This is a genomic window from Caballeronia sp. 11_S32 (assembly GCF_056930355.1).
On record NZ_JBXOWH010000005.1, the window covers coordinates 697,164 to 722,535 of the forward strand.

17 protein-coding genes are annotated in these 25,372 nt (G+C 63.9%); 10 read left to right on the forward strand and 7 right to left on the reverse strand.

All coding sequences use genetic code 11. The annotated features are described in order from the left end of the window. The first annotated feature begins 33 nt into the window (after positions 1 to 33). Positions 34 to 2,013, forward strand: coding sequence for a transketolase (gene tkt / locus AC1Z32_RS37765; RefSeq protein ID WP_483483956.1), 1,980 nt, complete (start codon positions 34 to 36; stop codon positions 2,011 to 2,013). Positions 2,014 to 2,033: 20 nt separating this feature from the next. Then, a complete protein-coding gene (locus AC1Z32_RS37770) occupies positions 2,034 to 2,990 on the forward strand; it encodes a D-2-hydroxyacid dehydrogenase (RefSeq protein ID WP_483483957.1) in 957 nt (318 codons plus the stop codon). Here the strand turns inward: AC1Z32_RS37770 and AC1Z32_RS37775 are convergent. Beyond that, positions 2,985 to 3,875: a LysR substrate-binding domain-containing protein gene (locus AC1Z32_RS37775; protein ID WP_483483958.1), complete on the reverse strand. Its 891-nt coding sequence runs from the start codon at positions 3,873 to 3,875 to the stop codon at positions 2,985 to 2,987. The two genes, AC1Z32_RS37770 and AC1Z32_RS37775, sit on opposite strands and share 6 nt — an antisense overlap. A gap of 180 nt (positions 3,876 to 4,055) precedes the next feature. Here AC1Z32_RS37775 and AC1Z32_RS37780 point away from each other — a divergent pair, with 180 nt between their 5' ends. The 4 genes from AC1Z32_RS37780 to AC1Z32_RS37795 all read left to right on the forward strand — a co-directional run bounded on the left by AC1Z32_RS37780 (position 4,056) and on the right by AC1Z32_RS37795 (position 8,217). After that, entirely contained in the window at positions 4,056 to 4,949 is an 894-nt protein-coding gene (locus AC1Z32_RS37780; protein ID WP_483484152.1) for a transketolase, read from the forward strand. Then, positions 4,946 to 5,947: a transketolase family protein gene (locus AC1Z32_RS37785; protein ID WP_483483959.1), complete on the forward strand. Its 1,002-nt coding sequence runs from the start codon at positions 4,946 to 4,948 to the stop codon at positions 5,945 to 5,947. The genes AC1Z32_RS37780 and AC1Z32_RS37785 overlap by 4 nt, the downstream gene beginning before the upstream one ends. Positions 5,948 to 5,949: 2 nt before the next feature. Then, positions 5,950 to 6,801 carry an NAD(P)-dependent oxidoreductase gene (locus tag AC1Z32_RS37790; RefSeq protein ID WP_483483960.1) on the forward strand — a complete coding sequence of 284 codons (852 nt, stop codon included), beginning with the start codon at positions 5,950 to 5,952 and terminating at the stop codon, positions 6,799 to 6,801. 108 nt (positions 6,802 to 6,909) lie between these two features. Then, positions 6,910 to 8,217, forward strand: a complete 1,308-nt coding sequence (locus AC1Z32_RS37795; protein ID WP_483483961.1) for an MFS transporter — start codon at positions 6,910 to 6,912, stop codon at positions 8,215 to 8,217. 62 nt (positions 8,218 to 8,279) lie between these two features. Here AC1Z32_RS37795 and AC1Z32_RS37800 read toward each other — a convergent pair whose 3' ends face one another. Then, positions 8,280 to 9,038, reverse strand: coding sequence for a Fic family protein (locus AC1Z32_RS37800; protein WP_483483962.1), 759 nt, complete (start codon positions 9,036 to 9,038; stop codon positions 8,280 to 8,282). Between the two features lie 601 nt (positions 9,039 to 9,639). Here AC1Z32_RS37800 and AC1Z32_RS37805 point away from each other — a divergent pair. From AC1Z32_RS37805 to AC1Z32_RS37815, 3 genes are read left to right on the forward strand one after another with little or no spacing between them, the layout of a single operon-like run. Continuing rightward, entirely contained in the window at positions 9,640 to 12,435 is a 2,796-nt protein-coding gene (locus AC1Z32_RS37805; RefSeq protein WP_483483963.1) for a PAS domain-containing protein, read from the forward strand. After that, complete coding sequence (locus tag AC1Z32_RS37810; RefSeq protein ID WP_483483964.1) at positions 12,432 to 14,102, forward strand: CHAT domain-containing protein; 1,671 nt, start codon at positions 12,432 to 12,434, stop codon at positions 14,100 to 14,102. The genes AC1Z32_RS37805 and AC1Z32_RS37810 overlap by 4 nt, the downstream gene beginning before the upstream one ends. 31 nt (positions 14,103 to 14,133) lie before the next feature. Continuing rightward, positions 14,134 to 17,355 (forward strand): CHAT domain-containing protein, encoded by a 3,222-nt coding sequence (locus AC1Z32_RS37815; RefSeq protein WP_483483965.1) that lies wholly within the window; start codon positions 14,134 to 14,136, stop codon positions 17,353 to 17,355. Positions 17,356 to 17,406: 51 nt separating this feature from the next. Here AC1Z32_RS37815 and AC1Z32_RS37820 read toward each other — a convergent pair whose 3' ends face one another. Together AC1Z32_RS37820 and AC1Z32_RS37825 are read right to left on the reverse strand one after the other, a co-directional pair. Next, positions 17,407 to 19,086 (reverse strand): outer membrane protein assembly factor BamB family protein, encoded by a 1,680-nt coding sequence (locus AC1Z32_RS37820; protein ID WP_483483966.1) that lies wholly within the window; start codon positions 19,084 to 19,086, stop codon positions 17,407 to 17,409. 462 nt (positions 19,087 to 19,548) lie between these two features. Next, a complete protein-coding gene (locus AC1Z32_RS37825) occupies positions 19,549 to 20,037 on the reverse strand; it encodes an aminoacyl-tRNA deacylase (RefSeq protein WP_483483967.1) in 489 nt (162 codons plus the stop codon). 194 nt (positions 20,038 to 20,231) lie between these two features. On the opposite strand from AC1Z32_RS37825, the gene fusA reads away from it, so the two are divergent. Further along, on the forward strand, positions 20,232 to 22,283 hold the full coding sequence (gene fusA / locus AC1Z32_RS37830) for an elongation factor G (RefSeq protein WP_483483968.1): 2,052 nt from the start codon (positions 20,232 to 20,234) through the stop codon (positions 22,281 to 22,283). Positions 22,284 to 22,335: 52 nt separating this feature from the next. On the opposite strand, the gene AC1Z32_RS37835 is transcribed toward fusA, so the two are convergent. The 3 genes from AC1Z32_RS37835 to AC1Z32_RS37845 all read right to left on the reverse strand — a co-directional run bounded on the left by AC1Z32_RS37835 (position 22,336) and on the right by AC1Z32_RS37845 (position 25,148). Beyond that, positions 22,336 to 22,929, reverse strand: coding sequence for a dioxygenase family protein (locus AC1Z32_RS37835; RefSeq protein ID WP_483483969.1), 594 nt, complete (start codon positions 22,927 to 22,929; stop codon positions 22,336 to 22,338). A 237-nt stretch (positions 22,930 to 23,166) separates the two neighbouring features. After that, complete coding sequence (locus tag AC1Z32_RS37840) at positions 23,167 to 23,799, reverse strand: glycoside hydrolase family 19 protein (RefSeq protein WP_483483970.1); 633 nt, start codon at positions 23,797 to 23,799, stop codon at positions 23,167 to 23,169. A 149-nt stretch (positions 23,800 to 23,948) separates the two neighbouring features. Then, the gene (locus AC1Z32_RS37845) at positions 23,949 to 25,148 is read right to left on the reverse strand and encodes a porin (protein WP_483483971.1); all 1,200 of its coding nucleotides are present in this window, start codon (positions 25,146 to 25,148) and stop codon (positions 23,949 to 23,951) included. Between the last annotated feature and the right edge of the window lie 224 nt (positions 25,149 to 25,372).

A 25,372-nucleotide genomic window follows, 5' to 3' on the forward strand; every position in this document is an offset into this window, starting at 1 on the left:
TGCCGCTCCTTCACGGAGCGGCAAGGAGAAGTCATGTCTTCCATCGACACGCCAGCGCTGTCGAACGCCATCCGCTTTCTCGCCATCGATGCGATCGTGCGCGCGGGCGAAGGTCACCAGGGCGTGCCGCTCGGCATGGCCGAAATCGCCACGGCGCTGTTCACGCGGCACATGAAGTTCAACGCCGCCGATCCGCAGTGGCCCGATCGCGACCGCTTCGTGCTCTCGAACGGTCATGGCTCGATGCTGCTCTACGCGGTGCTGCATCTCACCGGCTATGCGAACTTCGGCATCGATCAGATCAGGTCGTTTCGCGAAATGGGCTCGCATTGCGAAGGCCATCCCGAATTCGATACCGCGTCCGGCATCGAAGTGACGACCGGCCCGCTCGGGCAAGGCATCGCGAACGCGTTCGGCATGGCGGTCGCGGAGGCTTATCTGAACGCGAAGTTCGGCGATGGCATCGTCGATCATTACACGTATGCGTTCGTCGGCGATGGCTGCCTGCAGGAAGGCGTGGGACAGGAAATGATCGCGCTCGCCGGGCATCTGAAGCTCGGCAAGCTCATTCTGTGCTGGGACGATAACCGCATTACCGATGACGGCAGCACGGCGCTCTCCATCAGCGAGGACGTGAGTGAGCGCTTTCGCGTGGCGGGCTGGCATGTGATCGAAGTCGATGGACACGATCTCGAAGCGGTCTCTCGCGCGCTTGCCGAAGCGAAGCAGGATGCGCGTCCGTCGATGATCGCGTGCCGCACGGTGATCGCGCGCGGCATCGCGCGTCTGCAAGGTCAGCGCGGCGGGCACAGCGGGCGTCTCTTCGAAAAGGACGCCGATGCCGCGCGCAACGAACTGAACTGGCCGCACGCGCCATTCGAGATTCCCGCCGGCGTCCTGAAAACCTGGCGCGATGCGGGCCGCCGCAGCGAAGGCGAATATCGCGCATGGCGCGAGCGCGTGGCGTCGTTGCAGCCGGAAGCGCGCGCGGAGTTCGAACGCATCGTCGCGGGTGAATTGCCGGAAGGCTGGCAAGACACGCTCGAAACGTACAAGCGCGATGCGCAGAAAAGAGACGAAGCGCCCGGCGGCATCTTGATCTCCGCCGAGCTCAACGATCTGCTCGCGGACGTGCTGCCCGAACGCATGGTCGGCTGCGCGGATCTCGAAGCGCCTACGAGCCACAAGCGCAGCCTGCGTGCGTTCAACGCCGAGGATCGCGGCGGCGCCTACGTGCATTGCGGCGTGCGAGAACACGTGATGGGCGCGATGGCCAACGGCATGGCCGCGCACGGCGGCATCGTTCCGCTCGCCGTCACCTATCTCGCCTTCTCCGACTACGAGCGCCCCGCGATGCGCATGGCCGCGCTGATGGGCTTGCCGGTGAAGTTCGTCTTCAGTCACGACTCGATCGGCGTCGGCAAGAACGGGCCGACCCATCAGCCGGTGGAAATCCTCGCGTCCTTGCGCGCGATGCCGAACATGCGCGTGTTCCGTCCTGCCGATGCCGTCGAAGCCGCCGAATGCTGGATGCTCGCGTACGGGCACAAGTCCGGCCCGAGCACGATGGTCTTCGCGCGTCAGGCGCTGCCGCTCGTGCGCCGCGCGCATGACGAGGCGAATCTGTCGGCACGCGGCGGCTATGTGCTCGCCGAGGCCGTTGGCGGCAGGCGCCGCGTCACGCTCATCGCCACGGGTTCGGAAGTGGCCGTCGCGCTCGCCGCGCGCGAGCAACTGCAGGCGGCGGGCATCGCGACGGCGGTCGTGTCGATGCCCTGCTGCGAACTCTTCGACGAACAGGACGCGGATTATCGGCTGAGCGTGCTCGGCGCCGATACCGTGCGCGTCGCGGTGGAAGCGGCCGTGCGCTTCGGATGGGATCGCTATCTCGGCGATCGCGGCGGTTTCGTCGGCATGAAGGGCTTCGGCGCCTCGGGGCCGGCGGAGACGCTTTACGAGCACTTCGGCATCACGGCCGCACATGTCGTCACGCAAGCGAAGCGGCATCTTTGAACCTTCATCACAGGAACACCATGCAGAAGATCGTCTTTCTCGACCGCGCAACGCTCGCGCCGCAGATCACGCTGAAGCGCCCCGCGTTCGAACACGAACTCGTCGAATACGAGCGCACCGCGCCTCAGCAGGTCGCCGCGCGTTTGCAGGGCGCGAGCATCGTCATCACGAACAAGGTCGCGATTACCGCCGACATCATCGAGCAAGTGCCGACGCTCAGGCTCGTCGCGGTCGCCGCCACGGGCACCGATGTCGTCGACAAGGCGGCGTGCGCGAAGCGCGGCATCGTCGTGTCGAATATCCGCGGCTATGCGGTGAACACCGTGCCGGAGCATACGTTCGCATTGATGCTCGCGTTGCGCCGCAATCTGATCGCCTATCGCGACGATGTGCTGAACGGCGAATGGCAGAAGTCGGGGCAGTTCTGCTTCTTCAATCACGCGATCCGCGATCTGGGCGGCGCGACGCTCGGCATCATCGGCGAAGGCGTGCTTGGGCAGCGCGTCGCCGAAATCGCGAAGGCCTTCGGCATGAAGCCGGTTTTCGCGGCGCATAAAGGACGCGACGGACTCGGGCCGCTCTACACGCCGTGGGACGAAGTGCTCGCGACGAGCGATGTCATCACGATCCACAGCCCGCTCACGCCGCAGACGCGCGGCATGCTGTCCGCCGCCGAATTCCGCGCGATGAAGAAGAAGCCGCTCATCATCAACACGGCGCGCGGCGGTCTCGTCGATGAAGCCGCGCTCGTCGAGGCGCTCGAGGAAGGGCTGATCAGCGGTATCGGCTTCGACGTGCTCACGACCGAACCGCCCGCGCCCGACAACCCGCTCATGCGCATCGCGAACCGGCCGAACGTGATCGTGACGCCGCACGTCGCGTGGGCCTCCGACGAAGCGCAGCAGTCGCTCGCCGATCAGCTGATGGATAACGTGGCGGCGTTCGTCGCGGGAACGCCGGTCAACGTGGTGTCATGACCGGCCGCCGATGCCGAGCGCATTCAAGAGCCACGCCTTGAATGTCTCGAATGCCTCGTGCGGATGCGCTCTGCGCGGATGCACGAGGTAATGCCCCACGTATTCCACTTCGCGCGTCGATCCGGCGAGCGGACGCACGAGTTCGCCGCGTTGCAGCTCGCGTTCGGAAAGCAGCGTTGATTCGAGCACGACGCCGAGGCCATCGACGGCGGCGGCGATCGCCATCGAACTGCGGTCGAAGCGCAAGCCGTAATGCGTCGGCGGCGGAAGCCCGTTGGCTTCGAACCAGCCTTTCCATTGATACATCTGCACTTCGCACTGGATCAGCGGAACGTGATACAGATCCTCCGGCTTGCGGATGCGCTCGGCGAGCGCGGGCGGGCACAAGGGCGCCAGGCCCTCGAGCGCGAGCGGAATCTTTTCGTGCGGTGAGGGCTTCGGTTCCCCATAGACGATATCGAGATCGAAATCGTCGTCGAAACGCGCGTAATCGGTGCTCGCGGAAAAGCGCAAGTCGATGTTCGGATGATCGCGCACGAAACCCGCGAGCCGCGGCAGCAGCCATTGCGTCGCGAAGCTCGGCGCGGTGTGCAGCCGCAGCGGCGTGCGCTCATCGCTCGCCAGCAGCGCGAAACCGCGCTGCATCTCGTCCATGCCGCGCTGAATGTGCTCCATCAGCGTCGCGCCTTCGCGCGTCAGGCGCACTTCCCGCGTGCTGCGCTGAAAGAGCCGATGCCCGAGCAAGTCTTCCAGTTTTCGCACCGAATGACTGACCGCGCTCGGCGACAGGTTCAGCTCGCGCGCGGCATCGGCGAAAGAAAGCGTGCGGCCGGCAGCCTCGAAAACCCGAATATACGAAAGCGGAACCTTGCGAAAGATGTTCATGCGCGGAATTCGTGAATGAGGTTCATCAGTTGGTGCAATCTTTTCTTTTGTCAGCCCCAGTTGTCAAGGCTACATTAGCCCCACCTCGTTCCCACACCGTCCGATTGCTGAACAGGAGACAACTGCAGCCATCGGAGGTTGTCGAGGATTCTTCTCCCGTCCGCAGGAACAGCCATGACAATGATTACCGAGGCCGAGCCGCAAGCCGGCTCGCGCTCAGCGCAACTCGCCAAACTCGCCAAACTCGCCGACCACGCTTATCGCATTCGCCGCTTCGCGCTGCGCATGGGCGAAGTTCAGGGCCAGGGCTATATCGGCCAGGCGCTCGGACTCGCCGACGCCCTCGCCGTCGCCTGGTGCCACGCGATGAACCTCCGCCCCGACGATCCCGAATGGGAAGGCCGCGACCGCTTTCTGCTCTCGCACGGCCACTACGCGATCGCGCTCTACGCCGCGCTGATCGAAGCGGGCGTGATCCCCGAAGAGGAGCTGGAAACCTACGGCTCCGACGATTCCCGCCTGCCGATGTCCGGCATGGCCACCTACACGCCCGGCATGGAAATCTCGGGCGGCTCGCTCGGGCAAGGTCTGACGATTGCCGTCGGCATGGCGCTCGGCTTGCGTCTGAAGGGCAATCCGGCGTTCGTCTACAACTCGATGTCCGACGGCGAGCTCGATGAAGGCGCGACGTGGGAAGCCGCGTTGTCCGCCGCGCATCACGGCCTCGGCAATCTCATCACGATGGTCGACATCAACCGCCAGCAGGCGGACGGCCCGTCGCACGACGTGCTCGCCTTCGAGCCGCTCGCCGACAAGTTCGCGTCCTTCGGCTGGCACGTCGAGCGCGTGAACGGCAACGACATGCCCGCGCTCGTCGCGGCGTTCGACCGGTGCCGGTCGCTGACGGAGGCGAAGCCGCGCGTCGTCCTGCTCGATACGTTGATGGGCAAAGGCGTGCCGTTTCTGGAGACGCGCGAGAAGAATCACTTTATCCGGGTAGACCCGGAAGAATGGCAGCAGGCGATCGCCGTGCTCGATCAACACCACGCAGCAGCACAAGGAGACAAGGCATGAGCGCCGTCGCTGAAAAGAAACCTCGCCTCACGACGTCCGCGATGATCGCGTCGATCGCATCGGAAGGCCAGAAGACGCGCCCCGCGCCGTTCGGCCACGCGCTCGTTGCCGAAGCCGAAAAGCGCCGGAACATTGTTGGCATGACGGCCGATCTGTCGAAGTACACCGACTTGCACATCTTCAATCAGGCATTCCCCGAACGTCATTTTCAGATGGGCATGGCCGAGCAGTTGCTGATGGGCGCGGCCGGCGGCATGGCGAAGGAAGGCTTCATTCCGTTCGCGACGACCTACGCCGTGTTCGCGACGCGCCGCGCGTATGACTTCATCCATCAGGTGATCGCGGAAGAGAACCTCAACGTGAAGATCTGCGCGGCGCTGCCGGGTCTCACGACCGGTTACGGCCCGAGCCATCAGGCGACCGAAGACCTCGCGCTGATGCGCGCCATTCCCGGCATGACCGTGATCGACCCGTGCGACGCGCTCGACACCGAACAGGCCGTTGCCGCAATCGCCGCTCACCATGGCCCGGTGTATATGCGCCTCTTGCGCGGCAAGGTGCCCGCCGTGCTCGACGACTACGATTACACGTTCGAACTCGGCAAGGCCAAGATGTTGCGCGACGGCGCGGACGTGCTCATCATCTCGTCCGGCATCATGACCATGCGCGCGCTCGAAGCCGCGCAAGCGCTGGATGACGGCTCCGCGAGCGTCGGCGTGCTGCACGTGCCGACCATCAAGCCGCTGGACGAAGCGGCCATCATCGAGCAATGCAGGAAGCCGGGACGTCTCGTGATCGTCGCGGAGAACCATAGCGTGATCGGCGGTCTCGGCGATGCCGTGACGAGCGCGCTCGTGCGTCATCGCGTGATGCCGGCGTTCCGTCACATCGCCCTGCCCGATCAGTTCCTCGACGCGGGCGCGCTGCCGACCCTGCACGACCGCTACGGCATCTCGACGGCATCCATTGTGGAAAACATCAAACACTGGCTCAAGTAATCATGAACGTGACTTTCATTGGCATCGGCGCGATCGGACTGCCGATGGCGCTGCGAATCAAGGGCGCGGGCCATGACGTGACCGGCGTCGACCTGTCGCCCCGCGCGCTCGCGATGGCGCAGGAAAGCGGCCTTGCCGCCGTCGATAGCTTCGCGGCCGCGCCCGCGCCGCAAGTCGTCGTCGCGATGGTGGCGACGCCGCAGCAGCTCGCTTCGCTCGTGGAAAGCGTCGGCACGAAGCTCGAAGGACAGACGTGGGTCGTCATGTCGACGGTCGGCCCGGATGCGGTGCGCGAACAGGGCGAACGCCTCAAAGCGGCAGGCGCGCGCGTCGTCGATGCGCCCGTGACCGGCGGCACCGCGCGTGCGAAAACGGGGCAACTGGTGATCTTCGCATCGGGCGACGCGAAGGACATCGGCGCCGTGCGCCCCGTGCTCGACGCGATGGGCAGCGTGCGCATTACCGGCCCGAAGCTCGGCGACGGTCAGGCGATCAAGGTCGTGAACCAGCATCTTTGTTCGGTGCATATCGTGGCGGCGGCGGAAGCGCTCAATCTGGCGCGCTCGCTCGGCCTCGATCCGGCGGCCGTGCTCGAACTCGTCGAGAAAGGCGCGGCGGGTTCGTGGATGCTGTCGGATCGCGGCCCGCGCATGCTGCAAGGCACGGACGTGAATGTGACGAGCTCGATCAACATCTTCGTGAAGGACAGCGATCTCGTCGCCGATGCCGCGAAAGCCTGCGGCGCCGACGTGCCGCTGCTGTCGATCGCCAACGCGCGCTATCACGAAGCAGCCGGCTCGGGTCTGGGATTGCGCGACGACAGCCGCGTGATCGAAACCTGGGAGAAGTCCTGAAATCAGGACGCCACTTGTCGCGTTGAAAGCGCTCGACGAAAGCGCAACGCGGTTCTGGCCGCTTCTAGTTCGGGAAGCGGCCGGTTGATGTATTGGAGACACCACAACATGAGCAGCAACAACGAAGACCGCGCGGTCAAGGTCGCCGTCGCGTCGATGATCGGCTCGGCGGTCGAGAGCTACGACTTCTTCATCTACGGCACGGCCGCCGCCGCGTGGTTCGGCAAGATCTTCTTTCATACGACCGAGCCGATCGTCGGCATTCTGGCGTCGTTCGCGACGCTCGCCATCGGCTTTCTGATGCGTCCGTTCGGCGGCTATCTCGCCGGGCATTACGGCGACCGTCTCGGCCGCAAGGCCGTGCTGTTCTGGTCGCTCGTCGCGATGGGCGGCGCGACCGTGCTGATCGGCTTCCTGCCGACTTACGCGCAGGCCGGCGTGCTCGCGCCGATCCTGCTGATCCTGCTGCGCATGGTGCAGGGCATCGGCTTCGGTGCGGAATGGGGCGGCGCGGTGCTCATGGCGTGCGAGCACGCGCCGGAAAAGCGGCGCGGCTTCTTCGGCGCGGTGCCGCAACTCGGCATTCCGCTCGGCCTTCTGCTCGCGAATGGCGCGTTCCTTCTGTCGGGCGCGATCTTCGAAGGCGACTGGATCTGGCGCACGCCGTTCCTCATGTCCTTCGTGATGGTCGCGATCGGCATCTTCATCCGGATGAGCGTGTCGGAATCGCCGGAATTCGAAGCCGTCAAGGCCGAGAACAAGGTGATGAAGCAGCCCGCGCTCGAAGTCATCAAGAGCGACTGGCGCAGCATTCTGAAGATCGTCGGCCTGCGCATGGCGGAAACGGGCGGCTACTACATCACGACGAGTTTCATGTTGTCTTATGTGGCGCTCGCGCATGTGTCGACGACGCGCCATATCCTGTGGGGCACGCTGATCGGCTCCGCGCTCGGCCTCGTCAGCCATCTGATCTACGGCGCGTTGAGCGACAGAATCGGCCGCCGTCCGGTGTTCATGATGGGCGCGCTGTTCACCATCGCCTTCGGCGTGCCGATGTTCATGCTCATCAACACGGGCGCGCTCATCATGGTGATCGTCGCGGTCGCGCTGTCCCTGCTCTTCAGTCACGATCCGATTTTCGCGGTCGAGGCGAGCTGGTTCTCGGAGCAGTTCCCGGCCAACGTGCGCTCGTCGGGCATTTCGCTCGGTTATAACGGGGCCTCGGTGATCGCGGGTCTGCTGCCGATCATCGCCACCGGCATGTACGGCGCGTTCGGCTGGATCGGACCGGCGCTCATGTTCTCCGCGCTCGGCGTGGTTTCGGCATGCTGTGCGCTCGCAATGAAAGAAACCGCGCCGGCCGTGCTGGAGAAACGCAACCCGCAGCAAAGCGCGGAACGCCGCTTCGCCGCGTAATACGCTGCTGGGAGCGGGACGATGTGAGGGAACAGGGGCGGTTGCACTGCCCCTTGTTCCAGCTATCCACCGATGTCGAGCGCGTCGAAATAGATGCCGAATGACCGCCGAACCGATTTGGCGATCAGCCGCGCTATGCCGGTGTAGTCGCCGCTCACGCAAGCGTCATCCAGCGAATCGCAATAAGCCGCGCGATCCTCGTTCCGGATAACGGCCGGCGGATAACCCGATTTCATCAACTCGACATTCAAGAGCAGTCGCGCTGTCCTGCCGTTTCCGTCCACGAACGGATGGATCCTGACGAAGCGCGTATGAAGTTCCGCCGCGCGCGCGACGGGATGCATGTTCCCTGCCTTCGCATGCCACTCGGCGAGCGCCGCCAGTTCGGCGGGCAGATTCAGAAAGTCCGGCGGAGTCGTGCGCGCGCCGGCTATCGCCACATTCACATGACGATAGCGGCAGGCTTCCTCACCGACACCACCCTTCAGCACGACATTGTGGATGTTCCGGATCTGCCATGCCGAGACTGGATCGTTATTCGAGACGATCTCTTCGAGGTAACGCATGGCGTCGCGATGGCCCATGATCTCGCAATGCTGCGGCAGCGGCTTGCCGCCCATGGTCATGTTGTCGAGCACGACCCGGGTCTCGCGCGGCGCGGGCGTGTGTTGTTGCACCGCTGCATTCGCATCGCGCGTGCATTCCAGCCTCAGCCTTTCATGCAGCAAAGCCAGGGCCGGAGCCGAAAGCGGCCGCACCGCGTCCAGTTTCGCTTTAGCGGCATCGATCGCTTCGAGCATCCGTTGCAAAGACGAGTCCATCGTTCCGATCCCATTTCGACCTTAAAGATACGCTCGCAAAGCGAGCCGCTCAGCGAACGCCAATCCCGATTCGAAACGTTTTCATTGCAGGGTTCGATTAATTACCGCGTGCCGGTTGAAGCCGGTTGAAGCCCGATAAAGCCTGGCGAACGGTCGGACCGCCGCGATAAAAGGCCACGCATTTCAAAGCTGGGCACACCGAATCGTTATACATCCGTACCCGAAGTGGCATGGTCCGATCGTAAAAGCGCCGCCTCCTGAACTGCCACACCCCGCATGCCAGGTCCATGACACTTCGGCTTTCCGGCAGCGCCTACGGCGCGCAAGCGCTTCCTCTCGCGGCGGTTTGTCCGATTAGTACAGGAATTTGTCCCTGCCACCTGCCGCTGCTTCGCACTAAATTCATTTGCAGGCAGCGTTCCCGGATATCGAAGGCACCGGGACTCGCAGGAAAGTCGGGATCACCAATAAATAACAGACCGACGACGTGACCAGCGCCGTTCATCGGCCCGGCCGAAAGACGCGCCCAAGTAAAAACGTTCGCGCGCCCTCCCGCTTGTTTTCTTGCCGGTCAGGCTTTCGCACACCCTTTGGAGGGCCTATGAGCAGCCAACCCAACACCAGCACCGTCGTCAACGACGATCCGCCCGCCGAACACATGCTCCGGTCGCTCATGGCGTCGGACAGCCCGTGCGTGATCGTCGATCATGCGGACACGATCTGCCAGGCGAACGCCGCGTTCGAGCAACTGCTGCCTGCATCGGCGGGCAAATCGCTCCTCGAGTTGTTCCGCTTCGACACGCCGCCGGATAGCGATTCGTTCGGTCCGGTCGAAGGTCTGTACTGCGGACGCGACGGCGCGCTGGTCCCCGCCTGGCTGCACACGATCCACGCGTGGCCGGACACCGGCGAGCGGCTCTTGCTCGTCGCGGACGGCGCGCCGCTGCGTCGCGCGGAAATGCAGCGGATGAACGACGCGCCGCTCGCCGTCATGCGCGTGTGCGCCGACGGCGTCGTGCGCTACGCCAATCAGGCGACCTATCAGGCGTTGTCGCTCGTGCCGGAGCGGGTCATCGGCCACACGCTCTTTTCGCTGTTCGACCGCTCGCGCGAGGACGACCCGCGCAAGGCCGAGGCCGAGCCCGAGCCGGGCGAGCGCTGCCTGAAGTCGGTCTTCGACGAATGCCTGCGCACGCGCAAGACGGTCAAGCTCGATATTTCGGTGGCGGAATACACGCAAGGCGAACGCGAGGCCGCGGCGATGCAGTTCTCGCCCGATCTCGCACCCGGCGGCGGCGTGCTCGGCGTGATCGCGGTTATCGAGATGACGCTGGTCGACCGGGTGCGCGAACAGATCGCGCGCATCGCACGCGATCCGTCCTACACGACGTGGCAGTCGCAACTCGAGCGCGTGCTCGAGGAAGTCAGGCGGCTGATTCCGTTCGATCACGCGAACTTCGGCATGTACGCCGGCGACGTGCGCTTTTTTCGCGCGTTCCTGCTGTATCCCCGCGACCATCTGCGATGGACCGAGCGCTGGCTGCCGCTGCCCGAGGGCATCAAGGAATGGCTCGCGCGCGGGCTCGGATCGATTGCGGATGTCCGGGAGTTCATCGATGCCTTTCCCCAACTTCGCGAAAGTCAGGTCGTGAGAATGTACGAGGACCGCGGCATGCGCTCGTCCGCCACGCTCGTCGCGAAGAATCAAAGAGGCCCGACGTCCGCACTCTCGCTTTGCTCGAAACAGGTCGGCGCGTTCACCGAACAGCATGTCGAGCTGCTGCGCAATCTCGATCTGGAGCCTGTGCTGATTCGCATCGAGGATCAGATCAAGTGCCAGCGCACCACGCTCGGCGAAGAACTGAGAAAGCAGCTTGCCGATGCCCCGTCGCTCGCGATCGAGGCATGCAAGATCGTCGACGCGCTGGCGACGAGCTTTCGCTGGGACTACGTGTCGCTGTACCGGCTGGACTGGCAGGCCAGGATGTTCCGGCTCTTTCATCAGAATGAGTGCCCGGAGGGGTTCCGCATCCGATCCGACTACACGCAGAGTTTCGACATCGGCATGCTTGGCGCGAGCCTCGCGCAGGACAAGACGCTGATCATCAACGAGGTCGGCAAGCCCGGCGTCGAGCAATACGACTACCGTGCGGTCGGCCGCGATGTCGTGGGCTCGGCGATGACGATCCCGCTCAGGCTCAATGACCGCATTCGCTGGATGCTGCACATCGAGAGCGAGCAGGCGCATGTATTCCACGGTCCCGACAAGCGAGCGATCGAGCAGATCGTCGCCACGCTGCAGGACGCGCTCAAAATGCGCGTGACGTCCGAAGTCAACGATGCGATGTCCCGCGAAACCAGACAAGGCATGGTCGTGGTCGGCATGGAAGGCGCGATCCTCTGGATGAACGAAGCGGCACAGCGTCTGCTTGCGGTGAAGAACGGGAAGTGGCGCCACAGTTTTCTGAAAGAGTACGCATGGAAAGGCGATCCGCTCGGCGCCGAAGTGTTCGACGGGCAGGGATCGACCGTCCTTCGCCGCGTCGTGCTGCTGAGCGAGAACGAGCGCACCCGCACCGTGCTCGCGACGCGGCGCGTTCTGGAAGGCAGCTTCGACACCGCCATCTGGTTTCTCATCAACGTCCAGGGCCGGACCTGGGAAGTGGACATGCGCTTTCTGCGCGAGACCGTCGCCGATGTGGCCCAGCAGACGCGCGCGCCGCTCGCCCTGGCAAGCAATCTCGTGCGGCAGTTGCCGAAGCTGTGCGCCGATGCGAAACCCACCGGCAGGAATTCGCCGCAAAAGCTGTCCGAACGGCTGCTCGCCGAGATCGGCAAGGCCGACATCACGTTCGAACGGCTCGCGCAGGGCATCGATATCCGCCGTTATCCGAAACGGACCGACAAGCCCGTCGAACTCGCCAGTTGCGTCAATCGAGTCATCGAAGCGCTGCCCGAGCGCGAGCAGAAGGTCATCGCCTGGCAGACCGCCCCGCCCGCCGGTCAGGTGAGCGGCGATCCGGAGCGGCTCGAGTTCGCGTTCCGCTCCCTGCTCGCGCATATGGTCCGGGTGCGGTCGGACGACGGCAGGGTCACGACCGCCCTCGCCTACGAAAACGGCACCGCGTGCCTCGACTTCACGCTGACCGGCGTCGCGGACACGGGCGACACCCCCAAGGACGACGGCAGGGTAAAGCCGAGGCGCGACATGATGTGGCGTGCGTTCCGCCAGGCGCGCGAGGATTCCAGCCTCGCGCTCGAAGCGATTCAGCGCGTGATCGAGGAGCACGGCGGCAGCTTCGTCATCGACGAGACGCCCGACTCGGACGACGCCATCGCGCCTCCGTGGCTCGGATTCCACCTCCGCCTCCCCGAACTGAGCGGAGAGCGGCCATGAACGATAGCGCCAATGGCAAACAGATGGCCGGGGCAAAGCGCATCGCGCTCATCGCCGACGACGCGACAACCGAGTTGATCGAGGACGCGCTCGCCGCCATCGACGACACCAAAGCGCGCTTTCCCGCCGCCGGCGCCTTCGCCGACATGGAAGTCCTCAAGTACGCCTCGACCGACCGCGCCGCCAAGAAGCTCTTCGGCGACGAAGAGGCGTGCGCCTCGCTCGGCCTCGTGGTGCTCGAAGGCATGGTGCGCAAGGAGAGCAGCGGCGGCGCGCCCGGCGACGGCTCCGCCGCCATCAGCCAGCTCGACTGGCTGACGGACCGGTTGCCGGCCGTGCCCGTCATCGTGCTGGTGTCGTCGGCCGTGGAAGGTCTCGATACGCGCCTGCTGAAGCGCCGCAATATCGCATCGCTGACCATTGGGGAAGACGATCTCAACGCGGCATTCGCGAGGACGCTCGACCGGCTGATGAACGACACGAAACCGTCGAAACGACGCGTGACGGTCGAGGTCGGCGAGTACGAGGCCCACTACTACCTCGACGACGACACCGACGTGAGCGCAAAACGCTCCTACCCTTACCGCAACAGGTCGGAGCTGCAGTTTCTGCTGGACCGGACCAACAGCTATTCGCCGATGTCCGGAGGCCAGCCGTTGCCGGACTGGCAGGAATACTTCGGGCAACTCGGCGAGGAGATCTTCGATTCGTTCATCCAGGGAACGATTGGTCCATACATCGTCAGGCACTTCCAGGACAACGGCGATGACAACACGCCGCCTGAACCGGTCGAATTGCGCATCGATATCGAAGTGGGCAACGACGAGAAAGCGCGTCTGTTCGGCCTGCCCTTCGAACTCGCCAAACCGCCCGAATATATCGACAGATTTCTCTGCACGCGCGTGCCGATGGCGCGCCGGATCCGCTTCCCGCGACGCGCGCCGGAGAGCGGGCGCACGCCGGCGAACACGAATCACACGGCGGCGCCGGACAAGCAGCCGCTGCGCATGCTGTTCATCAACGCGAGCTTCGAGGGCGCCGCGGTCGTGCGCCACGAAGTCACCGGCGCGCTCATGCCAGTCGAGGATCTGAGCGAACTGCTCAACACACCGGACGAGCTGGACGTGGTGGAATCGTTCGCCTCGAATGTGGAGGACTACGCCCTGCAAGAGGTAAGGGTGATGAGACCGCTGCCGCTCGAGCCCGCGAGACGCTTCATCAAGCGAATCGAGCACCTTCTCGCCGCGCAGAAATTCGACATCCTTCATTTCTCCGGGCACTCGTGCAGCTTGCCGGACAACGGCGGCACCTTTCTCCTCTTTCCGGACAAGTCCGCAGACGACGCAGTCGGCACTGGCGTGTCCATGCGCATGGTCGGACAGTGGGTGGCTTCGGCGGACATCCGCATGGTGGTGCTGTCGTCGTGCAGCGGTTCATCGCTGCGCACCGCCATCGAGGTGATGAAGACGCACGCCGAGTCCGTGATCGGCTTTCGCTGGGATGTGAACGATCACGCGTGCGTCGAATATTTCGACAACTTCTACCGCCTGTATCTGAAGGACCGGAAGTCGGTCGCCGAAGCGTATTGCGGCGCGTGCCACCGGGTCGGTCTGTCCAGCCGCGGCTTGCCGATCTGGGCCTCCGCGATCGCGGTCGTCAAGAACTGATCCGGGTGTCAAACGATTCAAGGAGCGTTCCATGCCCATTCGCCAGGTTCCCGATACCGATCTTCACTATCATCTCGTCCTGTTCGATGAAAACGCAGAGGAGCGCGCGGAGCCCGGCGGCGCGCGCGCCAGCGCGGCCATCCTGTCCCTGCTGAACGATCCCGCGCGCCCCGTCACCGACGTGCTGCTCGCCGCGCACGGCTGGAAGGGCGACGTGCCCGCCGCCATCGAGCAATACGACCGATGGATCGCCACGACCGCGCGCGCGAGCGGCGACATCGAGCGGATACGCCGCGACACGCCCGAGTTCGCGCCGCTCGTCGTCGGCCTGCATTGGCCGAGTCTGCCGTGGGGCGCCGAGAGCGTTCCCGATGCAGCGGGCGCGGACGCGTCGAAGGTGCTGTCCGTGACGCCTTCCCCGGCGGCACAGACGGTCGACGCAATCGGTGCGTCCATCGCGAACACGCCCGCCGCGCGGGACGCCATCGCGACGGTGCTCAAGGAAGCCGCCAGGGCGACGTCCGACCGGCTCACGCCCGCGATGCATGACGCCTACATGACGCTCTTCGACGAAGCCGGCCTGCGCGCCGACGGCATCGGCGGCCGGCCGGGCTTCGATCAGGAGCGCTTCGATCCGCAGGCGATCGTCGCCGCGGCGCGCAGGAGCGGCGCGGCCACGGGCGGCGGCGGCACGCCCTCGCGCACGCTCGGTATCGGCGACGCAGTGAAGGACGCCGTGCTTTCGCCGCTTCGCCAGCTCTCCTTCTGGGCGATGAAAGACCGCGCGCGCCGCTTCGGGGAAACCGCCGCGCACGATCTGCTCGGAAAGATCCAGGGCGCGTCGCCCGAAGTCCGGGTGCATCTGATGGGCCACAGCTTCGGCTGCATCGTGATGTCGGCGATGGTCGCGGGCCCGCAGAATGGCAAGCCGCTCGCACGTCCCGTCGATTCGCTTTTTCTCGTGCAGGGCGCGTTGTCGCTGTGGTCGTACGGCAACGAGATTCCCTACGCGATCGGCTCCAGCGGCTATTTCCATCGCATCCTGGCGGACGGGCTGGTTCGCGGTCCGCTCATCACGACGCGCTCGGTGCACGACACGGCAGTCGGGCGCTTTTATCCGCTCGGCGCGCGTATCAAGGGCCAGCGTCTGCTCGGCGCGACATTTCCCGAGTACGGCGGCATCGGCGCGTTCGGCGTGCAGGGCGTCGCGGGCGCGAGACAGGCGGCCGACATGCGCATGACGCCGGGCGACCTCGAATTCGAATGCGCCGAGGCGCGCATCTATAACCTCGATGCGAGCGACGTCATCCGCAACGGCGACGGCCCTTCGGGCGCGCACAGCGACATCGCGCATCCGGAAGTGGCGCACGCTTTCTGGGCCGGCGTCTCGGGCGGCATCGGCATCGCGAAGCGGCAGCCCGCGAATCCGGCGGCGCGCCCCGCGGCGGATAACCGCGCGCCGCCGAACCCGGACGCCGCGCCAGCAGTGAAGAAAATCACGCGCGGCGCGATGCTCGGCGGCAAGGACGCGCCATCGGCCGGATCGCCCCGATCTTCCGCATTGGACAAGCAACTGCGAAAGATGCTGGGCACGAAAGGCGCCGGCGCGCCGGCGGCCGCCCCGGCATCTCCGAAGCGCTGGATCAACGCGAGCTTCGAAGGTCATGATCCGGCGGCGCCGCTCCTTCCCGGCAACTGGTATCAGCTGGCGTTCGGCGTGGATGTCGAGGTGCGCTTCGACGGCATCGGCTCGGCGGAATTCAACGAGGGCGCGGTCGCGGACGCCGGCACGGGCGACGTGACCCTCACCGTGCAGATCGATACCGATGACTTCGACCTGTCCGGCCGCGTCAGCCAGATGCGCGTGCCGCTGTCGGGCAAAGGCCATACGCGGGCGCGTTTCGACATTTCCCCGCTAAAAAACGGGCCGGCCAGCATCAAGGCGACGATCCTGCGCGACGGCAACTTCATTCAGCAGATGGAACTGACCTTCGAGATCGGCGCGGCGCTCGAGTCTCGCGCGAAGGTCGCGGCGCGCGGACGGCCGCTGTCGTCCTCGACGATGCTCCGGCCGCGTGACATCGGCCTGTCGATCGAGCCGCGCGGCGACGGTTACGACTGCATCGTCTGGGGCCCGGTGTCCGCCCGCGCGCGCCTGCCGTTGACGGCCGCGCAGCTCGAAAGCGCGATCGACGCCATGCGGCAGGCGCTGATGAGCGTCGTCGAGCAAACGGAAAACGACGATCCGGTTTTTCAGACGCGCATCGAGATTCCGCCGGAGCAGTCGCAGCGCGCACTGCGCACGCTGGCGAGCGCGGGCGCGAGTCTCTTCATTCAGCTTTTCGAAGGCGCGGGCGCGGGCGCTGATTCGCTCGCCGTCGGTCAATATCTGCGCAGGCTGGTGGAGGACGAAACCGAATGCCTGAAGATTCAGATTCTGGCCGAGCGGCTGCCGATTCCATGGGGCCTGCTCTATCTCGGCGACGCATCCGAAGATGCTCCGCTCGACTGGAACAGGTTTCTCGGCATGCGCCATATCGTCGAGCAGATTCCGTTGCAGCCGCAGCTCAACGTGTGGCATCACGGCATCGTCAGCAATGCGCCCTCGCTCGCGATCAGCGTCAACCTCAACCGTTCGATCGACGATGCCTTCCCCGACGAGGGTTTCGTCAGGCAGCAGGAAGCGTTCTGGCAGAGCCTCGATCTCGGCGTGACGACGCGTTCGAGCCGCGCGGACGTGCTCCGGGCGCTCAACAGCCCGACGACGCTCGACCAGATCCTGTACTTCTACTGCCACGCGGTATCGGCCGGCCTCGGCGATCCGGGCGGACTGGACGCCTCGTGTCTCGAACTCAGCGACGCCGCGATCACGCTGAAAGACCTGCGGCTCAACGCGTCGTCCCGGGTTCAGCTGCCCGGCAAGCCGCTGGTGTTCATCAACGCGTGCCAGTCGTCGAAGCTGTCGCCGACGTTCTATGACGGCTTCGTGCCGTACTTCATGAGCAAGGGCGCGCGCGGCGTGATCGGCACCGAATGCGATACGCCCGCCTATTTCGCGATGGACTGGGCGCAGCGCTTCTTCGAACGCTTTCTCGGCGGACAGCCGCTCGGCGAGGCGTTTCTCGACCTCCGGCAGCAATACCTGAAGACGCATGGCAATCCGCTCGGTCTGCTGTATGCCGTGCATTGCGATGCCGATACGGTCATCGATCCGCCTCGCTTGGCGGCCGATTCGGTGAAGAGCGCTGCATAGCGCGTGGCGCGGGAACGCTTCCCGCGCCACCAACTCCCTCCCGGAACGCCTTCAGCCGCCGAGCAAACCGAACACCGCGACGCCCGTCTTCGTGCCCACGAAGACCTTGCCGTTCGCGATCGTCGGCGAGACGAACTTGTTGCCCGGGCCGAACTGATCGCGCGAGCCCGCCGAATTGCTGCTGTAGAGCTCGAAGAGATCGCTGGCGTTGTAAGCGTGCAGCACGGCCGGCGTCACGTTCTCCACGCCCCACACGATGCCGTTCGTGTCGCCGTTCGCGGAGATGACGGGCGCGATGCCCGGGAAATTCCAGTTCCACGGCGGACTCCAGCTCGTAACCGCCGCCGTGGTCGCCAGCCTGCCGTTCACGACGGGCAGCGCCTTGATGTGATCGCCCGCCGGGCCGACATACACCGTGTTCTTGTAGAACGCGGGTGCGGTGAACATCGGGCCGGTGATCGTCGAGAACAGCTCCTGATAGATGTGATCGCCGTTCGAATCGAACTTGCCCATGTTGTCGCGATCGACGACATAGAGCGCGCGCGTCTTGCCGCCGCCTACCGCGAGGTGCTTCACGTTGCCGTTGATGTCGGTGACGTCAGGCAGCACGAGCACGCCGCCCGAGCCCAGATCGAGATCCTGGTTCGACTCCATGACCGTGTTCGACGGCTGGAAATAATCGGTGACCTGGAGCGTGGGCGTCGGCGTGACCTTCAGGAAGCCGTTGCCGAAGTCGTTGTGGATGGGCATGTCCTGCGCGTTGGTGGTCGGGTCGAAGGTGCCGTTGCCGTCGAGGAAATAGATCGACGTGCCATCCGACGCGAGCCCCGCGCCGCTCATCCAGATGCCGCCCATCTCGCCATTCGGCGTGATGTTGAGCACGCTCGTCTGCGCCAGCGTGTCCGCGCTGTAGCCGATCACCCAGCCGGTGTACGGCAACGTATCGCAGTGCGAGCTCCATGCCGTGTACACGACGCCGTTCAGCAGCAGCAGCGATGCGCGCTCGATGTACTGGCCCGGCGTGAACGGCACGACGCCATTGACGCTGCCCGAACCGGTGCCGGGATACGAAGCGGTGATTTCGGTCGGGCCGTTGAAGCGCTCGGCGCCTGTGGCGATATCGAGCGCGTGAATGCGCTGGTGATAAGCACCGCCGCTGTCTTTCGACATCGCGACGACATAGATCGCGCCGCGCGAGCGATCTATGACGGGGGTCGACGTGATGCCGATGGTCGGCGTGGTCTGGTTGCAGCCATGATCGTCGCTGGGCGTTTCGCCCGGCAACACCGCGGACACTCGCCAGAGCACGGCGCCCGTGTCGGCATCGAAGGCGTAGACGCTTGCATTTTCGGTTGCGACGTAGAGCACGTTGTGCGATGCGCCCCCGATCGGCACGTTGGCGAGATAGAGCGGCTGCGCGTCGATGGCGCCATCCACGGGATAAAAGCCGAGCTTGCCGAAGGTCACCGGGTTGACATTGGCCGGCGTGAGCGAGAGTTCGGCGAGTTGCTGCGCCGTGCGGCGAATGTCGTTGTGATACGTGGTGACATCCACCAACGAGCCTGCACTCGATGCCGCGCTCGCACCGCCCGCCGACGACGAAGGACTCGACGCCGATGCCGCGTCTTTGCCCGTCGCGCCTGTACCCGAATCCGAACTTCCTCCGCTGCATGCACCGATTATTGCTGCGACACCAACCGCAATCACGACAACCGATAGATGCCCTTTCATTTTTCATCTCCGTATTTGGGAGGGGCCTGACTCGTGGGTCTGATTATTGTCTGCACACGCCAAACGAAGATATTTTCGTCGGATGATCGCTAGCATATGTCGGATTGGTCGGCGGCTTTTGTGCATTGGTGTGAGGATTGAATTGGGCGCGACATGTCGGCCCCGGCTCGTCCGAAGACGTTGGCGAGACCGTTAGTCGCGATTGATCCGAGTGCAAACGTACCGTGCACTGGTAGATCGGTGCACTGGCGGAAACGTCGAGCTTCCGCTCAAGACCGGGAATGGTTGAGCATCAAGTGATTGTCGATTGCCGCTTTGAGAACTGATGGACGATTTTTTTATTAGCTCTCGTCCTGCTCGCGAATAGGACTACCAATCAGATAGGTTGAAGGTCTATACCTCACGAAATGCGCAGCGCGTTTTCTACCGCGCTGCGCAAAGGCACCATCAGCCGAGCGCCGATCACATCGACCTGCTGCCCTGCATGCGCCGGGCGAAGCGTGCCCGCTCGGCCTGGTCCATCAGATTCAGGAATTGATCCGTGCCCATGTGAATCAACTCCTCATGATCGCCAGCCTCGAAATAGATATCGGGCTGCTGGGCAAGGCTCTCATCGAGATAGGTTTGCATGCCATAGGCCGTACATATCGGCGGAAGTGCTCCCGCGTCGCAATCCTTGAACAACTCCCGCAGATCGGGTTCCTTGGCCAGGATGAGATGGCGTCCGGTCCGTGCCCATAGCTCGGACAATCGCACCGCATAGGTCGAAGGCAGCACAGCCGCCACATAGCCCTGCTCGTCTTCCAGAAGCACTGTTTTGGCAAGGCGATCGCCGGGAATATGCGCCGCCGCCGCCGATTCGCCGCTGGAATGGCTGTACGGATGATGCACGATTTCATACTGCGAGCCCTTGCTGCGCAGGCAGTCCTGGAGCGTGGGTGACATTGACATGATGCGCCTCCATTTGGAGGGGAGAGAAGGAGATTACTTCGCAAGATATCTTAAGAATAGGTCGCTTTCGCTCGCGTGCAAAAAACCCGCTGACGACGAACGCGGACGCGGCGGCGAAAGGAACGGTGACGTGTGGCACGTGCGCCGGTTTTCGCGAATAATGGCCCCACATCCACTTCTGGACGAGGGCGAGCATGCATTACGGCCCCGATTCCATACGTACCGTCGCCCTGGTGGGACATGCCGGGTGCGGCAAGACGTCTCTCGTCGAAGCACTGTTGCACGGGGGCGGCGCGCTCCATGCGCTCGGCACCGTCGAGCGCGGTACCACGGTCTGCGATTTCGACCCGCTCGAGCGCAAATATCATCATTCGCTGAACTCAGCCGTCGCCCACCTGCACTATCGGGACACACGCATTTTTCTGCTGGATACGCCCGGCTATCCGGATTTTTTCGGGCTGTCGATTAGCGCGCTGCCTGCTGTCGAGACCGCTGCCATCGTCATCGACGCGCAGGCCGGCATCGAAATGGCCACCCGGCGAATGATGACGTGGGCGGAAGAACGCAAGCTCTGCAGAATGATCATCGTGAACGGTATCGACGGCGAAAAAGTCGACCTTCCAGCGCTTCTGACGCAGATTCAGGAGAGCTTCGGCACGAAATGCCTTCCCGTCAATCTGCCGGCTCAGAGCGGCCATCAAGTGGTGGACTGCTTTTTCAATCCTGCTGGCGACGCCGACTTCCTGTCTGTTGCTGCCGCGCACAATGCGTTGGTCGATCAGGTCGTCGAAATCGACCCCGCGCTGATGGAGGTCTACCTCGAGCAAGGCGAGGCCATCACTCCCGAGCAGTTGCACGAGCCCCTCGAACGGGCGCTGCGCGAAGGTCATCTGGTGCCGATCTGCTTCACGTCGGCGGCCAATGGCGCGGGCATCGCGGAATTGCTCGACGTGTTCGTCCGTCTCCTGCCCAATCCGAGGGAAGGCAATCCGCCGCTGTTCTATCGCGATTCAGGCGGCCGCAAGGAAGTCGTGCGCGCCGAACCCGTTCCCGACAAGCATGTACTGGCCCACGTCTTCAAGATCGTGATGGACCCTTACATCGGCAAGCTCGCCATGTTTCGCATCCATCAGGGCACGATCAGGCGCGATAGCCAGCTCTATATCGGCGAAGGACGTCAGCCGTTCAGGGTCGCCCATTTGATGATGCTGCAGGGCAAGGACCATGTGGATGTCCCGCAAGCCGGTCCCGGCGATATCTGCGCCACGGCCAAGGTCGACGAGATCGGCTTCGATGCCGTCCTGCATGACGCGCCCGAGGACGGCGACATCCACCTGACTCCGCTCGACTTCCCCACGCCCATTTATGGTCTTGCGATCGAGCCCGCGCGCCGGGGCAACGAGCAGCGTCTGTGGGAGATCCTGCAAAAGCTGAGCGCCGAAGATCCGTGCCTGCGCATCGAACATCCGGTCGGCACCAACGAGACGGTCGTGCGAGGCCTGGGAGAACTGCATCTGCGCATGATGCTGGAGCGGCTTTCTGAGCAGTACAAGCTCGACGTCCTGACGCGGCCGCCGAAGATCGCGTATCGGGAAACCATCGGCGCCAGGGCCGAGGGGCATCATCGCCACAAGAAACAAACCGGCGGCGCCGGGCAATTCGGCGAAGTGATGCTGCGCGTGGAGCCATTGCCGCGAGGGGCGGGCTTCGAGTTCGTCGACGCCGTCAAGGGCGGCGCGATTCCCGGCCAGTTCATGCCCGCGGTGGAAAAGGGCATCCTCCAGGTCATCGAGAGCGGGCCGCTTGCCGGCTTCCCCATGCAGGACGTGCGGGTCACCGTATTCGACGGCAAGAGCCATTCGGTCGACTCCAAAGAAGTGGCGTTCGTCTCCGCCGGGCGCAAGGCGTTCATCGATGCGGTGCTGAAAGCGAGGCCCGTCCTGCTCGAGCCCATCGTGGATATCGAGGTGATCACGCCGGAGACCGCGATGGGCGAGATCATCGGCGACCTTTCGGCCAAGCACGGGCAGGTTCATGGCACTCGCACGTCCGCCGGAAATACCGTGGTCGTGACCGGGCAGGTGCCACTGTCCGAACTCAACGACTATCAGTCGCGCCTGAACGCCATTGCGGGCGGACATGGCATCTACAACATTCAGTTGAGCCACTATGATCCGGTGCCCGCCGCTCAACAGGAGCGGATGGCTTCGCAGCATAAAAGGCAGTCGGACGGCGCGGCGTCCTGAATAGCCTGCAAGTTATGTAATCCGGATCACTGATCAAATGGTCGAGCGCCGCTCAGCCGAGCACGAAATCGAAGCGGGCCGCTTTTTGATTGCCGTCGCCGTCGATCGTCATCAGCAGCCGTCGATCGAACAGCGAATCGCGAGCATTGCGCTGCTCGCCGGGAAAGTACAGCTGGGTGGTAAGAATCGGCCCGTTGGGCGGCTGCAACGTGACGTGGAAGTGTCGCGTGCGTCCCGGATACAGACCCGGCACGATGGTTTCGAGGCGGTAGCGCCCCTCGCTGTCGGCGAATTGGTGTCCGCGCAGCCGGAATCCGTCGACATCGTATTCCCCGGCGTCATCCGCGTGCCAGAAATCGAGCAAGGCGCCGGACACCGGCCTGCATCGCGACGACCACACTCTTCCACTCAGGACGATCTTCGTTCCCTCGATGCCCGGCTCGAGCAGCGACGCCCGCTGCGGCGAGTGCGGCAGGAAGAACGGCCCCGCCGTCTGCCGCGCGGTCGGCTCGTGTCCGTCGGTGCATCCGGGTGTCGCTGAAACCGGGGTGGCCCTTGCGTCGTTTGAATTTCCGAAAGCCAGCAGCAGTAATGTCGACGGCACGGCACACGAACTGCGAAGGAAATCGCGCCGTCCCAGGCTCACTCGTCGTGTCTGCATCGTCGATGCTCCTTGCTTTCCCGCCCGATCGGCACGCTCTGCCGGCTGCCGCGCCAACGAACGCCATGTGCGCTCATGGTAAGCCGATAATTCGGCTCGGGCGAGCCGCAAGGACGAAACAGGTGAAGGAGCGCCGGGCGTCGGCCTGGCGACCGGACGCGCGACGCCGTCACTCGGGGCAATTCAGGCGCTCGAACTCTCATCCGAGCCAGTGGAAAAGACTCAATGCAGCATGGCGATCACCTGCTTGTAGAGCGCGAAACGTTCCTTGATTCCGGTCGCGCCTCCGTTTATGCGGCGAGTGATCTCGGTGAAATCTTCGAGATCGTCGTCATCGGTCCTGTCGTCCGCAAGTTCGTTCAGCCCGCGGCTTTGCCAGAACCACGCGGCGCTCAGGCACGCAAAATCCGGCCTCGTCAGTAGATCGGGCTGTCCGACGAGATCGGCGCCGAGCGCCTTTCCAGCCGCGGTATAGCTGCTGCGGCCGGTGAGCTGGATGACACCGCGTCCGCGAAAGCGAAACCCGTCGTCGGAATTCGCATCGCCATTGCCCATCCGGTTTGCATAGACGAAATCGGCGAGCTTTTGCGCGTTGTTGAGAAAGGGTGCGGCGCTCGCCTCGTTGGGGAATCGTTTGGGCCAGACCTTCATCAGGCGGGCGGCCGTCGTGTATCTGAGGTTCTCTTCGAGACGGTTGTACTGACTCGATTCGTATCCTGTTTGCGCCAGAAAACTCGCGATACGATCGCGCGTATCGATACCGAACCTGGGCAGCGCCGCATTCAGCGCGTCAGCCCAGACTCCGGCGTTGCTGCAATTCGGGAAGACATTCTCGAGCGATTGTGCATCCAGCATGATTCCCTCCGTGCGCGTCCCCTTGACCATGATTCAGATGACGAAGCACCATGCGCTTTTTTTAAAGACGAGGTCATGTTTTCCTCGCAGGCTTCTTCGCGATTCCCGAAACGGCGCATTCAGGATTCGCCGTACATAGACGAGGCGCCCTAGAACAAGTGCCGCAGCCCCGCGCTCACGCCGAGCTGCGTCGTGCCGAAGGCCGAGCTTATCCCGTTGACGCCCTGCAATTGAGCGCCCACCAGTCCGCCGCGATACTGTGAGTAATCGACTTCCAGATAGGTATCGGTGCGCTTCGACCAGTTGTAGTCCGCAAGCAGCTGGAACTGCGTCGCGTTGCCATCGGCGGACTGGGTCTTGCCGGTCTGAATCGTGCGCCACACGTTCGCGGAGAGGTGCGTGGCAAAGCCGATCTGTTGCGTCACGCCGCCGAAGAACATCTGCCGCGCGCTGAACGTGTTGATTTTCAGCGCCGTCAACGCGGGCGGCGAAAATGGGCCGTTTGGAAAATTGCCGACAAATCCGGCATCCTGACGATTGACGGCCCACCCCGCCGTGACCGTCGTGGCGTCGAACGTGTATGACCCGCCGGCGGTCCATGACTTGAAGTGCGCGGAGGTGTTCACGGCATCGCGCGAATCGAGATACGCGGCGCCGAAAGTGAGCGGCACGGCCGGCAAGAACAGGATCGATGCGCCGATCTGGCTCCCCGCGCCAAACTGGCCCGCGGTGCCGCCGAACGCATACGAGACTTCGGCCCTGAGGTACTGCCATCGTGCCGCGTACTTGACCATGTTGCTCGTCCAGACGCCCTGAGCCATCGTCACTTCGGGGCGGAACTTGTAGAACGTCGGGAGCCAGCGGTTCGTCGCGAAGGCGCCGATCACGGCATCCGAGAGTGGATTGAGCTGGCGTCCCATCGTGAGCCTGCCGAAGGTTTCCGACTGCAGCCCGACAAAAGCCGTATTGAAGAACGGATAGGCCGGATCGGTCTGCCCCGTGTTCGGGAAGAAGCGATTTTCGAGGTTGAAGACGGCCTTTGTGCCGCCCCCCAGGTCTTCCGTGCCCTTGATCCCGAAGTGGCTCTCGCTCTCGCCGCTCGTGACCTGATACTGTGAATCGCCCGCCGGATTCGCATGTGTCGTATAGCGAATGCCCGCATCGACAACCCCGTAGAGCGTCACGGATGTCTGCGCCGCCGACGTGGCGGAATACAGCGATGTCGTCGAAATGACGCCGGCCAGCAGGGCTGCCGTATGGCCGCCTCTCTTCTCCGGCCGGTTACCGCGCTTCGCAACGCCGCCGCCGGCCAATCTCCTTACCTTCATCATGTGAAGACCTTTTTTCATATTTATGTTGCAGTACGAATGATTCGACATGAAATCGATTCGACTGTTTGATGCAGCATGGGGCGCCATGGGATTCTTTTCCCCGCGCGCCATGGTGGCTCTAACTCGGTATAAAGCTCAAAGCTGTTCGATCGGGATATCTTTCGCGTGGTACACGTCTCCTTCATGGGGATGGATGGCGTATCATCGAACGAGCCGTGCACCGCGCAGGCGCATGGCCCGAT